Genomic DNA, 15,852 nt, shown 5'->3' on the forward strand with positions numbered 1-15,852 from the left:
ACAAGAAAGGGGCCCCCGTGTCACTGCCCCCACGCGTGTCCACCCGCGGCGGGGAGTCAGGCCACCGGCCACACACGCCTTCGGACGAGGGCCCGGACCCGGGAGCCGCCCCTGAAGCGGGCCACTCCCGGGGACAGCCATCCCTCCAGCCCGCTCAGGCCGCGTTGCCGCGCTGGCTCAGCCGGGTGCCTTCTGGCGAGTTGTCGATGTCGACCCCCAGCTCGTCCCGGAACACGTCCAGCAAGTAGGGCAGCACGCCGATGGTGCCCGCTCGCATCCGGTGGTGCAGCGCGAGGTCCTTGTTGGTGAGCCGCCGCTCCGGATGAGGACGCTTCAGCAGCGCGTTGGTCTCACGCTGGACATTCTCCAGCGCGAGGAGCGCCGAGCGCTCCAGCGTCAGATACTCCGCGGTGGCATCCGCGATGGCATCCGCGAGCTCCATGCGCGGCCCCGAGGTGGCGCCCGAGCGCTCACGGACCAGGCCCCTGAGGTGCTCGCGGGTGGTCTCGTACACCGCGTCATGCACGGGCGTGAAGACATCCTGCAAGCGAACCAACGACTCTTCCCGGAAGGTGCTCACACCGCGCTGGGCACGGTCGAACATCTCGATGTAGCGAGCCTCCGCCCAGTTGCGCTGCGTCGCCGTGTGCAGGCGCGTGGGCCTCATCATCTCCCAGTCATGCACCATCCGCTCGCGCATCCGACCCCAGAACCCGTCGGACTCCCCTTCCACCTTGAGCACCGCCGCGCGGATGTGCTCGTAGGCGCGACACATGTAGCTCCACAGGTTGAACTGGAGAGAGTAGAGCTGGAGCCCCAGCTGCCCGTAGTCCACTCCCGGGACGATGTCGTTCGCCCATTCGAAGGGAGTCGGAGGCTCACCGGCCACGGGCCTGCCATCCATCAGCGTCTGGAAATACTCCTCCATCAGGTTCGGAGGCCCGGCGCACACCCCTCGGGTCGACAGGTAGTGGTTGTCGCGGTCCGACACGTAGAGCAGCTCGGCCGAGGAGATGGGCGTGTCGTACGTCATCGGCTCCTCCGGGAGGAAGAGCATGAAGGCCGCCACCATCCGCACGCCGTCCGTCACCCGGTAGATGTTCGACAGGACCGGGTCCAGCGTGCCGTTGGGCACCGGGTCGTTCGCGCGCATCAACATGAAGGAGGGCACCGCGAGCACGGCACACGCCACCGCGTGCAGGTCTCCCATCCGCCAGCGTCCGTCCGGAAGCACGGTGTCGTCGCGCAGGAACGCCCGACGCACCGCGAGCACCGCGTGCATCATCGGCTTCCAGTGCTTCATCATCGACTTGAGCGCCGTCACGTTCATCGGCGCGCTGTTCCGGTAGCGACTGCCCGCGAAGTGGCAGGCCTTGAACTCCGTCTCCACCTTCATGCGCATGGCTTCAGGGAAGACGTTGCTCTCCCCGATGTGCCGCCCCTCCGCGTCGATGGCGGGGTGCGCGATGCGATACACCGGGAGCATCGCCTCCAGGAAGCCCAGCTCCAGGGGGATTCCCGTGAGCTTCCGCATGACGTCGGACGCATCCGGGTTCCACCACATCGGCTCCGTGGGAGCCTCTCGCCGCGCCTCGAACGCCAGGTACTTCCGATGCGTCTCACTGTCGAAAGCGAGCGTCGGGGGCTCGCGCGACACGATGCCCTCGGCCAGCAGCGCCTCGAGCAGCTCCTTCACGCGCTCCCAGGGGTACGGCTCTCCCGGCGTCCACCGCGTGGCGGCCCCCGCCATGAAGGAGTCCTCGAGGCAGAGCTGCTCTCCAAAGGAGTGCAGGTCCAGCTCCTCGATGTAGATCTCCTTGGTGCCGTAATAGATGTGCAGCTCTCGCTGGCCCTCGGATGAGTTCAGGTACTCCTTGATGAAGCGACGCCGCATGGGCACGTACAGCGTCTCATGGGGGTCCAGCGACACCGCGTCCAGACTCACGTGGCAACTCCTCGAAGGCCCTGAATGAAACAGTCGCCAGCAGCCGGTATCCGGTCCGCTGGCGACTGAAGTCAGCTCATCGCTCAGAAGTCGAGAGGGGCAGCGACGATGATGCCGCCGCCACAGCCACGACCACCGATGACGGTGCCATCGTCAGCCTGCATCGGACCTGCACGAACGCGAGTCTTGATCTTCATGGACTGCTCCTTGTGCGTGTGTGAGGACTGGCTTTCCGATTCACGCGAGGAACAAACCTCGCGGACCCGGGATGTGAATTGAAGCCGGATTGTTACTTGCCGTCAAGTTGCACAAGCTTCGTGGATTTCAAATGCAACACGAGCAATGGGCAGGCCTCCCGCATCGTCGCGAGCTATCGAAAGCGAGGATGGCGCGATGCGCCACCTTCCACGTCCCTCATGCAAACAGTCGCCGGCGGGTGAGACACCACCCGCCGACGACTGAAGTCAGCTCACAGCGGTCAGATGTCGAGCGGCGCGGCGATGATGATGCCGCCGCCACAGCCACGGCCACCGGAGGTGGCGATAGGTCCAGCGCGAACGCGGGTCTTGATCTTCATGGACGGCTCCTTGATGTGAGTGAGGACTGGCTTTCCGATTCACGCGAGGGACAGTCCTCACGGACTCGGAGTATCAATTGAAACCGGTCGACAACTTGACGTCAAGTTGCAGCAGCCATTCGGGGGCTCCATGCAATGGCCATGACGAGATGCAGCGCAATCACTGCCTCATTACTGGAATTCCTGCATCATGGACCCAACTCTTGAGACCTGAAAAACAAGTTTATCCAGGCGGCGTCAAGATTGACGATGCCGCAATGCGGCACCTGCGAAACAAAAACAGTCGCCAACAGCCGACACGCGGCCTGCTGGCGACTGAAGTCAGCTCACCGAGGACGGACGACTCGATGGGGCGGCGATGACGATGCCACCACCACAGCCAAGGACAGGGTCGGCACGGACGCGGGTCTTGAGCCTCATGGACTGCATCTGGGTCAGAGAGGACTGACTTTCCGGCTCACGCGAGGAGCAGGCCTCACGGACTCGAAGCATCAATTGAAGCGGGATGATTCCGGGAGGTCAAGTCGCGGCGGTGCTTTGCAGCCCCCCGTCATGGCCTCGACTCCGAGGATGCCACCCATTGGGTGATATCGCGGCGGCGGCGAAACCCTCCGCAATGCCTCCCAAACAAGCGCCCGCCAGAACAGGCCCTCGCGAGGCTGCTTGTTCGCGGCGCGGTCAACGTCTCGCGGCGGGTCGAATGCCGTCGAAGAGGAGCGTGAGCATGCGCTGGCGGAAGGGTTCGCTCCATGCATCCGTGAGCGCTTCCTGGCAGAGCGCGGCGAGCAGGGCGACCAGCTCGGTGGGGAGCAGGTCTCCGCGGACGGTGCCCGCCTTCTGGGCGCGCTCGAGCAGTACGTCGATGGCGGGCCGGAGGCGCGTCAGGGCGTCGCCGACGCGGACCTGGACCCCGGTTTCGGCGAGCCGGGCGAACACGGCCCTGTTCCGGGCGCTGACGGCCATGACGCGGGCGCAGAACTCGAACAGGGCGGTGACCGCGCCCTGGTTTTCGACCATCGCGTCGACCTCCGTGATGAGGCGGTCCAGCAGGTTCATCACCACGGCTTGGAGCAGGTCGGGTTTGGTCGGGAAGTGCCGGAACACGGTGCCAATCGCGACGCCGGCGTGAGCGGCCACGGCCTCGGTCGAGGCGGACGCCCCCTGCTCGGCGAACACGGCCTCGGCCGCCTCCAGGATGCTCGCGCGATTACGGCGGGCGTCCGCACGAACGGCTTTGTCCCCACCACCACCACCGGAAGGCGGCACACCGCTCCGAGCCATCAGTCCTCCATCCTTCCTTGCGAAAATGAGTCGGACTCACTATTTATCCTGAGTCGCACTCATCTTTTAATCGGGAGGTTCGACCATGTCACCCTCGGCGGCCGGCACAGCAGGTCCACTCACCGTCTACCAGCGCATGCAGGAGGCACTCGTCGGGGACGGCGCCACACTCCTCCCCGCCGAGCTGCTGGCCGAGGATGTCGTGGTCGAGACGCCGTTCTCCCCTCCAGGCATGCGACGTCATGAGGGCCGCGAGGCGTGGCTGGCGTTCTACCGGGCCCGGAGCGCGGTCCTGCCGGTGCGGTTCGAGCAGTTCCGCGAGCTGGCCACTCACCAGACCCACGACCCCGAGGTCATCGTCGTCGAGTACGAGCTGGCGGGGACGGTCACCACCACCGGCCTGCGCGCCTCGGCGACCCTCATCGGAGTGCTGCGGGTCCGCGACGGACTGATTCAGCACTGGCGCGAGTACCAGGACATCCTGGCGATCAGCGAGGCGCTGAAACTCACGCCCCAGGACCTCGGCGGAGCTGGCACGCCTGCCCCGTAGCCCTCGGCGCGCGACGCTTCGCCCACGTCAAGCTCCTCGCGCGGCATGAGGCCCACCGCGACACGTGACGGGAACCGCTCCCCGGTCGAGCGCACGCGTGAAGACACCGTCGACTGGCAACGACGGAGCGCGGACCTGAAAACAGAACGGCGGACGGGCTCTCGGCCCGTCCGCCCATTCACGTCACCGTCAATCAGACGAAACGCCTACCAACACACGTACTCTTTCTCGCCATCGAAGTCGCCCAGCTCGATGCCGCACCCACCGGTACGCCACACGTTGGCGGGCTTCGGGGTCACCGGCACCTCGGTGACCGTCGTGGCCGTCGGCCAGAACTTGCGGCAGTAGTTGAGGTCATACACGTTCGCGCCCGTCGAGCAGTCCGAGTCGGTGAGCCAATCGCCGCCCGGGCTCTTGTGCAGATTGACCTTGCCCCACCAGGTGGAGATGCGGCCGAGCTCGGGGCCCGCCTGTCTGCACTGGCAAGCGGGACGGGACTCGGTGCGCGTGATGGCGAGGTCCACGTCGAGGATGTCTCGCACCGAGCCGCGACGGTTCTTGAAATGGAGGCGCACGGTCTTCAGTTCGTCGGCCTGCGCGCCGTTGGCGCATGAGAGCGTGAGCGGAAATTCAGTGTAGGCGAACTCGGGCCCGGAGAAGGCGTCGGCCTCCCTGCCACTGATTGACAGCGTCGTCTCCACGCGCCGCGCACAGGGAACGGTGACGTTCGCAAGCGTGCTGTACTGTGGCGGCGTCTCCCAGGTCGGTGCGCTGTGTTTGACGAGGAAGTTGCGCGACGCCTCCTTTCCGCCGATGCGGAATTTGAGGTCAAAGTTGCCGACGGCCCCCGAGACTTGACGCGCACGAAGCATCTTCACCGAGACCTGGCACGGCGTGACCGCGCCCTCCGTCGCTTCCACGTGCCCGAAGTTCAGGTTTGTCAGCGTGGTGCGCGTACCCAGGTCGACGACGTGCTTCGGATTGCTCGTGTTGCCACCGAACAGCTTCACCTCGGTCGTGGTGAAGAACGTGTCCTGCGTCGGCGGGCACGTGAGGTTGAGGCTGAACTGGCTGGTGCCTTTGTCATTGCGACCGATTCCGAAGAGGAAGTCGATCTCCTCGAGCCTGACGGGGATGGTCTGGCTCATCGTGCCGCCATACGGCACGTTGTAGGTCGCGATGGGACTGGTGTACCACTGGCGAAGGTCTTTCGAGGTTCCCTCGCGGATACCGAACGCATTGCTGAGTGTCGGCTTGGGGATGTCCACCACCGGGAACCCGGGGGGCGACACTTCGCCGAAGAATTGGCCTTTGCGATCAAACGCAGGCGAGTCGCGGTGGGTGAGGCTTTCGAGGAAGAGGTCGAACTTGCACGGAACGGTCGGCGTTCCGGCGGGCGGCGCGCAGGCCGGCGCGGTCCCGAGGTCGGTGGACGTCGCGCAGCGGTTGCCCACGCGGGCCTCGACGGTGAAGTCGGCCTCGTGCTTCACGCGGCCACGCCTGTTCTTGAACTGCATCTTCTGCGTCATCTTCACGGGCGCCCCGCCCGGACAATTGAGGGGCAGCGTAAAGGTGACCGAGCCCTTCTCATCAGGCCCCCAGCGGTCCTCCTCGGTCGCCGCCACGGTCACGTTCACGAACTTCGTCGAGCCGCACGGGACGGGCACGGTGGCGACCGTCTTGTTGATGCCCACCTCGTAGCCGACGGGGAGCTTCTCCGGTGCGATGTACTTGTCCACGAGTTCCACCTTCCCGGCGCCCGCGTCGACGGTGATGTTTCGGACCTCCATGCGGCGGTCAAAGGCAGATGCCGAGGTCGGCTTGAAGCTGATCAGTCGCAATTCGTAGGCACAGTCGGTCGTCCTCCCGTTGCCCGATGCGCATGCGCACGACGAGTTCGTTTCCACCGACGGGATGTCCGACGGCGCGAGGGAGATCACCTCCGGGGGAGTGAGCGGCGTCATGGTATTGGTACTGTCGTCCGCATCGCCCGGGTCGTCGGTCGCCGAGGCACAGTTCGTGCCGTTATCAAGGCAGGTGTAGACGTCGGACTCGGGCGTATCGCAGTCGTCCTGCTGGTCCCAAATACCCGTGGCGCTGGTGCAAAGGGTCGGCCCCTCGTAGCAATACGCATATTCGGTAGGGCACGGCATCGTCGTGCCGTTCGCCGAGGCGCACCTGGCGATGTCGCACTCGGTTGCGCAGTTCACCTCGACACCGCTCGCGGTGTAACAGCGGGCCGGAGGGCAGTTCTGCGACGCATTCGCGCTGCTGGCGCAGTGGACCGCGACGTTGTTGATGTCGCGGCAGGTGACCGCTCCACAGCCAGAGATGCAGTCGACCGCGGCGCCGGACGGGTTGTAGCAAGACACCGCGGGAAGCGTGGACGGAGTCACTGGGGGCGCGGGAGGAATGGTGCCGGTCGAGTTCCAGGCATTGGCGGGCTGATTGTTGATGGCCGCCCAGAAGCGGGTGTCCATCGGGACCACGCCGTTTGCCCACCAGTGCCAGCCACCCTGTCCGTCATGGAACTCGGCCATCCGGAAGCCGGCACCGAACCGCGACGCGCAGAGTGCGTCGGCGGTGGCCCGCGAGCCGAGCACCGACCCGGCGAGCGGCGCCGTCAGCTTCACCTCACCCGCGGCCCAGCCATTGTAGAAGTCCACGACGAGTCCCGCGGGCACGGGGCGACCGTCCTGGCGGAGGCAAAGCATGGGAAGGAGGGTGTCGATGGTGGTGTCACCTGAGTACACGTTGGTGATGTCATCTCCACCCACGAGCGTGAGGTTCGGCCGCTGCTCCAGGAGCCGCCACGTCATCGCGCGCCGATAGTTCGAGGAGAGGCCCTGGGCCTGGCTCCCGGATGTCTCTCCATCGCGCGGCTTGATGGATGACTCCTCCAGCGTGTCTCCACCACAGCCGGAGAGCCCCGCGGTAAGCCCCACGCCCAACAACGCCAGGATGAGTCCCATCCGCCTCGTGGACGAGACGGTTTGCTTCTGACCATTCATGAAGGTGTGTCCTCTGTGCCCGGGAGTCACACGCACTTCGCGGTGTTCTCGGATACTCTTGAAAATGCCCGAGGCTCGGGAGGTCGCGCGCTTTCTTCGCCGACCCTTGCGTTCAAGAGGCGTCCACGTCGCCGTGGCAGGCATCAGGCCGTCCGGCGGGCTATCATCACGCACCCACGTAAAAGCCCCGTGGCACCTTGCTGGCGCCACGGGGCTCGCGCTTCCTTGATGTTGCCGGGCGACTGACTAGCGCAGGGGCTCGATGACGTAGATGAGCGTCACCTTCGCCTGCACCGTCTGCTCTTCCGGCTGGATGGGCGTGGTCCCTCGGGCATCCGCGGACTCCGCCATCGCGAAGCGCGCCGGGTACATCTGCGGCGGCTCCGTCACCGTGCTCGCGTCCACCACCGCGCCCAGCTTCACGTTCAGCGCCGCCGCCAGCACCTCGGCGGACTTGCGCGCGCGCGCCACCGCCTGCCGCAGCGCCTCACCCTGGACCGCGTCCTGCTTCGCCAGCCCGAAGCGCACCTGGTCCACCCGGTTCGCCCCCGCCGCCAGCGCCTGGTCCAGCAAGCTCCCCACCCGCGAGAGCTCCGTGAGGTGCACGCTCACCAGGTTGCTCACCCGGTACCCCTTGAGCTTCGGCTCCGTCTCGTTCGGCGCCGGGGGCCCGTAGTCCGGGTACACCGAGTAGTTGCGCGTCTGGATTTCCTTCCGCGCGATGCCCGCCGACGTCAGCGCCGCAATCACCTTCTCCATCTTCTTCGCGTTCTGCTCCCCCGCAGCCTTCGCGGTGGCCGCCAGCGTCTCCACCGCCAGGTCGATGAAGGCCTCGTCCGGCTGCGCCTTCACCTCGCCCGTGCCCTCCACGCGCAGGGTGCGCACGGCCGGGTCCAACGGCGGGCGCGGCGCGGACAGCGGCTGAGGCTGAGCGGAGGCCCCCAGCGCGGTGAGCAGCATGGCGGTGAGCAACATGGAACGGATGGGTCGAGCGTGAAGCATGGCGCCTCCTGGGGCGGGATTCCGGTACGGCGGGTGTCGTGATGACGCTGCCTTACTCCTCAGGACGGGGCCTGCCACCCAACATTCACGCCCCTTCACGGCACCCGCCCTTCACGGGAGGGCGGAGCGCACCCCGCCCTCCCGCGAGCGCGGACCTCACGGACTCGCGGCGTCCCCTGCCTCGTACCCGGGGGCCGGGGGCTTCGGCGTCTTCTCGCCGCGCCCGGTGACTTCCCGCACCTTCGTCGTCGCCTTGCGGCGCGCGGCCCTCAGCGCGTCACGGCCAATGTCCATCACCGCCGACACCGCGCCCGCCACCAGATTGGCCGGCGGCGTGTCCGGAGCCATCGGGTGCGGCCGGGTGGGGGCCGCCTGCTTGGCGCTCTCCAGCAACCCACCGAGCTCCCGCAGCTCCTGCGGCCGGAAGGCCTTCTTCACCTCAGGGAAGAGCGTGCCCTCCTCCTCGAGCACGTGCGCGCGCACGTTCTCCATCAACACGTACACCTTCGCGTCGAAGCGCTCCGCCTCCGCGGGCAGCTCATCCAGCTCCGACAGCACCCACTTCACCACGTGGTGCTCCTCCAGCGAGCGCAGCACCTCCTCCTTCATCGACTCCGAGCGCGTGCGCACCGCCGGGTAGAACACCTGCTCCTCGATGGCGGCGTGCACCGACAGTTCGAGCACCATCTGCTCCACCAGCTTGCGCTTGAGCTTGTGGGCATTGGCGCCCGCCTTCTCGAACCTGCGGAAGAGCTGCTCCACCGTCTTGTGGTCCGTCTTCAGCAACGCGATGGCATCCATGCTTGATTGCCTCCCTGGGGTTCTGGGGGCCGCGCATCCCCTCCATGGAGCGCAAGGCTCCAGGCGCGACATGTCCTGGATGGTGGGGATGACGTCGTCCCGATGCCGAAGCGACGGGAGAATGGCCCGCTCCCCCGCGACCCCGACAGGCGACCCTGGAGACCGCTCCCCCTGAGAACCGGAGGGATACATCCGGGTTCGCGCGAGCCCACCCTGGAGGCCTCGCCCCCCTGACAGGGAAGCACCGTGCTCAACAAGGGAAACGGATGCTCCTGGGTGACCCTTGGCCAGGCTCCGGTGTCCTGGCGGCCGTCGGGGAGGCGACGTGCCGACCGCCCCCCGGTCCAATCCCACGCGGAACCACCTCTGCTCAATCTCCGTCTCGGCGCCAAGGGTGGTGGGCCCGCTGCATTCGCGGGACGGGAAGAGGGGAACGCAGTGAACACCGTGATGAATGATGCTCAGCGCGTGCGCGTAGCCCGGATTGCGACGGAGGCCGAGGACATCTTGTCGTACGAGCTGGTCCCGGAAGAAGGTGGCGAGCTGCCGGCTTTCGAGCCCGGCGCCCACCTGGACGTGCGCGTTCCCGGCAAGGACTCCGCGCTGCGCTCGTACTCACTCTGCAACGACGCGGAAGAGACGCACCGGTACGTCATCGCCGTGCAGAAGGATGCGCGGGGCCGCGGCGGCTCGCGCGCCATGCACGAGCGCGTGCGGGAAGGTGACGTCCTGGTGGTCAGCACGCCGCGCAATGACTTTCCCTTGATGTTCGCGCGCAGCTACCTGCTGGTGGCGGGTGGCATCGGCATCACCCCGCTGCTGTCCATGGCGCGACAGCTCCAGCGCACCGGGGCGAACTACGTCTTGTACTACTGCGTCCGCGCTCCCGAGCGCGCCGCGTTCCGCGAGCTCCTGTCCTCCGCGCCGTTCGCGGACCGGGTGCGCTTCCACTTCGACGGGGGAGACCCGAACAAGGGGCTCGACGTGTCGGGGCTGCTGTCCACGCGCGGGCCGGGCACGCGGCTGTACTGCTGCGGCCCCACGGGCTTGATGAAGGCCGTGCGCGAGGCCTCCACGCGCCACCGCTGGCCCTGGGAGAAGGTCCACTTCGAGTCCTTCGGCGCCGAAGGCAACAGCGTCGCCCAGGGCAAGGAGGACACCGACTTCGAGGTGACCATCCGCAGCACGGGTCAGGTGCTCAGCGTGCCCAAGGGCCAGTCGGTGCTCAACGTGCTGCGCCGCAATGGCCTGCGCGTGCCCAGCGACTGCGAGGCCGGCTCCTGTGGCACCTGCGTCACCCGCGTCTGCGAGGGACAGCCCGAGCACCGCGACACCTTCTTCCAGCAGGAGCCCGCCGGCGATGAGCGCATGCTCATCTGCGTGTCGCGCGCTCGCTCCAAGCGGCTGGTGCTGGATTTGTGACCAGGCGGGCTCGGGCCACCTCGGCCCGAACCAGCGCCCGCAGAGCCTCCGGGTCGAAGGGCTTCTCCACGCGCGGGTTCTCCACCCGCTCCAGGAAGGTGCGCGCCGTCGGAGTGAAGGCCCCTCCGGTGATGAACACCACCCGCTCCGCCACGGCTGGCGCCGTGCGCACGAGCGCCTCGTAGAGGTCCATCCCCGTCATCTCCGGCATCATCAGGTCACACAGCACCACGTCGTAGCGCTGGGGCTCGGGGGCCACCAGTCGCTCCAGCGCCTGCCGCGCGCTCACCACCACGTCCACGTCGTTCTCTCGCGCCAGCGTGCGACGGATGGCACCGCTCACCAGGGCGTCGTCGTCCACCACCAGCACCCGCCCCCGGACCGGCGGCGAGTTCTCGGCTCGGACGGGCTCCGTCGTCACCGATGGCGTCCCGACACGAGCACCAGCGTCGAGAGGAGGGCTCGTCGGCGCCCGGGCCAGCGACTCCGGGGCCGTGATGGGAGCACGTGCCTCGGGGCTCGCGCCACTCTCGGCGGAGAAGGGAGACACGGGGCCCGGGAGTCGTGCGGAGCCCGCGTCCATCACGAGGCCCGCCGCCGTGCCACGCGGAGCTGGAAAGCCCACGGGCTCGGACACCGGCGGGTAGCCCGTGGGTGAGGTATCGCGCTCCGTCGCCTGCCTGGCTCCGTGCGGTGACTCCCAGATGGTCGGGGAGCTCGTCGGTGAGGACGGGCGCTCCATCGCGGACCGCATGCCCTGCGATGACTCGGGCACCGTCGGGTAGCCCGTGGGCGAGGACGCGCGCTCCATCGCCGACCGCATGCCCTGTGACGACTCAGGCACCACCGGGTAGCCCGTGGGCGAGGCCGTGCGCTCCAGCGCCGACCGCATGCCCTGTGACGACTCGGGCACCACCGGATAGCCCGTGGGCGAGACCGTGCGCTCCAGCGCGGACCGCATGCCCTGCGATGACTCGGGCACCACCGGGTAGCCCGTGGGCGAGGCCGTGCGCTCCGTCGCGGACCGCATGCCCTGTGATGACTCGGGCACCACCGGGTAGCCCGTGGGCGAGGCCGTGCGCTCCGTCGCGGACCGCATGCCCTGTGATGACTCGGGCACCACCGGATAGCCCGTGGGTGAGGGCGTGCGCTCCAGCGCGGACAGCGTGTTCTGTGACGACTCGGGCACCACTGGATAGCCCGTGGGTGAGGACGTGCGCTCCCTCGTGGACCACGTGCCCTGTGCCGACTCGGACACCGTCGGATGGCCCTTGGGTGAGGGCTCGCGCTCCGTCACCGGCCTCGGCTCGGACACCGTGGCGTAGCCCGTGGGTGACGAGGGACGCTCCGTCACGGGACGCGCGAGCGGAGCGGACTCGGGGACTGTCGGGTGGCCCAGGGGAGACGAGGGACGCTCCGTCACGGACCGCGCCCCGGGCACCGTCGGGTAACCCGTGGGCGATGACGGACGCTCCCGCGCGGACCTCGACTCCGACTCCGCCGCGCGCTCACCCGAGCCTCGGACCGCGGCCCACCCGCTCCCCGACACCTGCCCTCGTGCATCCGACAACGAGTCCCGCGACCGCCCCCGCGCCTCCGAGCTCAAGGCCGCGCCCACTTCCCTCGCGCGACGCAACGTCACCCGGAACACCGAGCCGCGGCCGAGCTCACTCTCCACGGAGATGGTGCCGCCCATCGCCGTCACGTACGCATGGCACAACGACAACCCCAGCCCCGTGCCCACGCCCACCGGCTTCGTCGTGTAGAACGGGTCGAAGATGCGCCCGAGCGACTCCGGTGAAATCCCGCTCCCCGTGTCGCGCACCTCCGCCACCACCCACCCGTCCGGCCCACCGCGCGTCACCAGGCGCACCTCGTTCTCCTCCGCCCGGCCCTCCGGCAACGCCTGCGCCGAGTTGATGAGCAGGTTCAGGAACACCTGCGCCAACCGCGCCTCGTTCCCCTCCACCCACGTCACGTCCCCGTAGTCGCGCACCACCTTCGCGCGCGGGCGCAGCTCGCCCATCGCTATCTTCACCGCCGAGTCGAGCACCGCCCCCAGCTCCACCGGCCCCTGCTTCTCGTCGTCCGGCCGCGAGAAGGTCTTCAAGTCCCGGACGATGCGGCGCACCCGGTCCGCGCCATGCAACGCCTCGCGCAGCGCCTGCCCCACCTCGCGCAGTCGTGTCCCCGCGTCCCGCGCCTCTCCCAGCTCACGCGCGAGCGCGTCCGACTCCTCGCTCGCGTGCTCCAGGTTCGACACGATGTACGCCAGCGGGTTGTTGATTTCGTGCCCCACGCCCGCCGCGAGCTGCCCCACCGCCGCCATCCTCCCCGCCTGGACGAGCTGCGCCTGCGTCTGCCGCAGCGTGCGCACGTTCGCCTCCAGCTCCTCGTTCGCCCGCGCCAGCTCCCGCGTGCGCTCCTGCACGCGCGCCTCCAACCACCGCTCACGCGCCTTCAGCTGCCCCACTCGCAGCAGGTACACGCTGACGCCCAACATCCCCAGCCCCAGCACGAACAACACCCAGAAGTCCGTGCGCTGCCACAGGCTCGGCTCCAGCAGCACGTCCAGCGACACCGGCTCCGTCCAGCCCCCGTCCCGGCCCTCCGCCTGCACCTCGAAGCGATAACGCCCGGGCCGCAGCCCCGTGTACGTCGCCCGGCGAATCTCCGCGCGCACCCAGCCGTCGTCGTGCCCCACCAGCCGGTAGCGGAACGGCAACCGCACCGCGTCCCCGGGCGTGAAGGCCGTGAAGCGGATGTCCAGCCGCGAGCCATCCGGCCGCAGCTCCACCGGGCCCGTCACCGGCACCAGCTCGCCCTGCACGCGCACTTCCTCGATGCGCACCTCGGGAGGCTGCCGGCTCGCGCGCACCCGCACCGGGTCCACGACGATGGCGCCCTGGATGGTGGTGAACCACAGCCGCCCATCCTTGCCCCGCCACCCCGACGGCTGCGTGTTCCCGTTGCACTCCGCGGTGCGCATGCCGTCCGTCTGGTCGAACCCCATCACCGCCAGCCGCGAGCGGCGTCCCTCCGCCACCTCCTCCAGCTCACGCAGCGACACCCGGGACACGCCCTTGTTGCTGCTCATCCACAGGTGGCCATCTCCGTCCGGGACGATGCTGAACACCGCGTCGTCGTAGAGCCCGTGTTGCGACACCGAGTAGCGCGTCCACGCGCCCCCCTTCCACCGCCCCAGCCCCGTCTCCGTGCCCACCCACACCGTGCCGTCCGCGTCCGCCAGCAGCGCCAGCACCACCTCGCCGGGCAGCCCGTCCTTCAGCGTGAAGCGGTGCAGGCCCTTGCCCTCCTCGAAGCGCCACAGCCCTCCTTCGGAGCCCAGCCACACCGCGCCGGAGGCGTCCTCGGCCATGACGATGATGGGCTCCGTCGACAGCCCCTGCCGCTCGCCGAACACCGTGACGTCGCCGCCCCGCACCCGCGCCAGCCCCTCGCGCGTGCCGAACCACTGCGTCCCGCGCGAGTCCACCAGGATGGACGTCACCACGTGGTCCGGCAGCCCCTGCACGCGCGACGACTTCGCGAAGCGCTGCCCGTCGTAGCGGAACGCCCCCGCCTTGGAGCCCACCCACAGCGTGCCGTCCGGCGCCTCGTGCAGCGCGGTGATGACCGGGTCCGTGCCTCCCTCGAAGTCCTCCATGCGGTGGATGCGCCCGTCGCGCAGGTAGAACAACCCGCCGCCCACCGTGCCCAGCCACACCGTGCCCCGCTTGTCCTGCAGCACCGTGCTGACCGTCTCGTTGCTCAGGCCCTCCGGGGCGCCGTACGTGGCGAACGGGCCGTCGCGCAGGCGGAACAACCCCGAATAGGTGCCCACCCACAGCGCCCCGTCCCGGTCCTCGAGCAGCGACAGCACCTCCGCGTCCGCGAGCCCCGCGCCGTGCAGCGGTGAGCTGAAGCCGTCGACTTCGCGCCGCACCAGCCCGCCCCGCCGCGTGCCCACCCATAGGTTGCCCTGGCTGTCCGCCAGGAGCGCGGTGACAGTGGCCGGCAGCCCCTCCGTCGCCGTGAAGCGCGTGGCCACCACGCCATTCCACGAGACGAGCCCTGTCTCCGTCCCCATCCACAGCGTGCCGGCGACGTCCTGGAAGAGCGCCGTGACTTCCGGGCGCTCGTCGGGGCCCGGGACGGGAAAGGGCGTCTGCCGCACCTGCCCACCCTCCAGCAACGCCAGGCCCGCCTTGGTGCCCACCCACAGCCGGTTGTCACCACCCGCTCGCGCCAACGCGGTGACGAAGGAGCCCGGCAGACCGTCGGCTTCCGTGTACTGGCGCGCCACGCCCTCGCCCAGCGGCACCTGCCAGAGCCCACCGGAGGTGCCCACCCACAGGGCCCCCTCGCCCACCAGCAGCTCCTCCACCCGCACGCCCTCCAGCGGCGCGGAGGCACCGGGGGCGCGCTCGAAGCGGCCATCCACGTAGGCCACCAGCCCCTGGTCCGTGCCCACCCACAGCACGCCGGAGGCATCCTCCGCGAGCGCCTTGATGGTGTGGTTGCGCAGCTCCGGCGTGTTGCGCTTGTCGAAGACGACGAAGCGCGCGCCGTCGAAGCGCACCAGGCCTTCCCACGTGCCCAGCCACACGTAGCCGTCCCGCGTCTGCGCCAGCGCCAGCAGGCTGTTCTGGGGAAGCCCGTCGTCGCTGCGCCACGAGTCCTGGCTGTACTGGGAGACCCATCGCTGGGGATCCAAGGCGAGGCCCGGCCGCGCCAGGACGAACCCGGCCAGCAGGACGAACCCCACGAACCCGCGCCAGATTGCGCGGAGCCGATGCCTCGAAATGCCCATGACGGCCCCAGTGTCCGGCAGAATCGACCGGGAGGCCAAACCTCGGGCGTTCACCCACAGTGGAACGTTGGCCGTTAACGGCCTCGGCGACAGCGGCGGGGGACCACCTGCCCCCCCACGACATCCAAACTTCCCCCCGCCGCTGTCGCCTCGTACGCCACCACCGCCGGCACCCGAGAGCCGTGCTCCCGGATGACCGGGGTCATGGCCCAAGCGCTCCTCGCTTCGAGACCCCGGTGGTGGGTGGGGTCTCGCCGCATCGCGCTGAACCCAAGATGGGAGCCACCCCTGTCTCGCGCCACTGCGGGAAGAAGACAGCAGTCACGTCCCACGGTCGCCCCAGGGCACCCCCTGGGCGGTTGTCCTCCCGCCCGGCGCCGAGCCGTGAAACAACCCGAACCCGCCTGCTCTCGCGGTGGCTTTCCGGACGAAGTCCAGGTGGCGGACGAA

8 protein-coding genes are annotated in these 15,852 nt (G+C 68.7%); 2 read left to right on the plus strand and 6 right to left on the minus strand.

What is annotated here, in order from left to right; genetic code table 11:
* Positions 1-154: 154 nt before the first annotated feature.
* Both HUA78_RS22840 and HUA78_RS22845 read right to left on the minus strand, forming a co-directional pair.
* Positions 155-1,945: a hypothetical protein gene (locus HUA78_RS22840; RefSeq protein WP_174458252.1), complete on the minus strand. Its 1,791-nt coding sequence runs from the start codon at positions 1,943-1,945 to the stop codon at positions 155-157.
* 1,255 nt (positions 1,946-3,200) lie between these two features.
* On the minus strand, positions 3,201-3,803 hold the full coding sequence (locus HUA78_RS22845) for a TetR/AcrR family transcriptional regulator (protein WP_174458251.1): 603 nt from the start codon (positions 3,801-3,803) through the stop codon (positions 3,201-3,203).
* Between the two features lie 85 nt (positions 3,804-3,888).
* Here HUA78_RS22845 and HUA78_RS22850 point away from each other — a divergent pair, with 85 nt between their 5' ends.
* The gene (locus HUA78_RS22850) at positions 3,889-4,353 is read left to right on the plus strand and encodes a nuclear transport factor 2 family protein (protein WP_174458250.1); all 465 of its coding nucleotides are present in this window, start codon (positions 3,889-3,891) and stop codon (positions 4,351-4,353) included.
* 206 nt (positions 4,354-4,559) lie between these two features.
* Here the strand turns inward: HUA78_RS22850 and HUA78_RS22855 are convergent, their stop codons facing one another.
* The 3 genes from HUA78_RS22855 to HUA78_RS22865 form a co-directional block, all read right to left on the minus strand.
* Complete coding sequence (locus HUA78_RS22855; RefSeq protein ID WP_174477143.1) at positions 4,560-7,019, minus strand: hypothetical protein; 2,460 nt, start codon at positions 7,017-7,019, stop codon at positions 4,560-4,562.
* A 591-nt stretch (positions 7,020-7,610) separates the two neighbouring features.
* A complete protein-coding gene (locus HUA78_RS22860; protein WP_174460540.1) occupies positions 7,611-8,366 on the minus strand; it encodes an SIMPL domain-containing protein in 756 nt (251 codons plus the stop codon).
* A 156-nt stretch (positions 8,367-8,522) separates the two neighbouring features.
* Entirely contained in the window at positions 8,523-9,167 is a 645-nt protein-coding gene (locus HUA78_RS22865; protein ID WP_141645650.1) for a hemerythrin domain-containing protein, read from the minus strand.
* Positions 9,168-9,617: 450 nt separating this feature from the next.
* Between HUA78_RS22865 and HUA78_RS22870 the strand changes: the two genes are divergently transcribed.
* Positions 9,618-10,589, plus strand: coding sequence for a PDR/VanB family oxidoreductase (locus HUA78_RS22870; protein ID WP_174458270.1), 972 nt, complete (start codon positions 9,618-9,620; stop codon positions 10,587-10,589).
* Here the strand turns inward: HUA78_RS22870 and HUA78_RS22875 are convergent.
* Entirely contained in the window at positions 10,540-15,402 is a 4,863-nt protein-coding gene (locus HUA78_RS22875) for a two-component regulator propeller domain-containing protein (RefSeq protein ID WP_254614105.1), read from the minus strand. The genes HUA78_RS22870 and HUA78_RS22875 overlap by 50 nt on opposite strands.
* Positions 15,403-15,852: the final 450 nt, after the last annotated feature.

The organism is Myxococcus sp. CA033, assembly GCF_013336625.1.
In the GTDB taxonomy this organism is placed as follows: Bacteria; Myxococcota; Myxococcia; order Myxococcales; family Myxococcaceae; genus Myxococcus; species Myxococcus llanfairpwllgwyngyllgogerychwyrndrobwllllantysiliogogogochensis.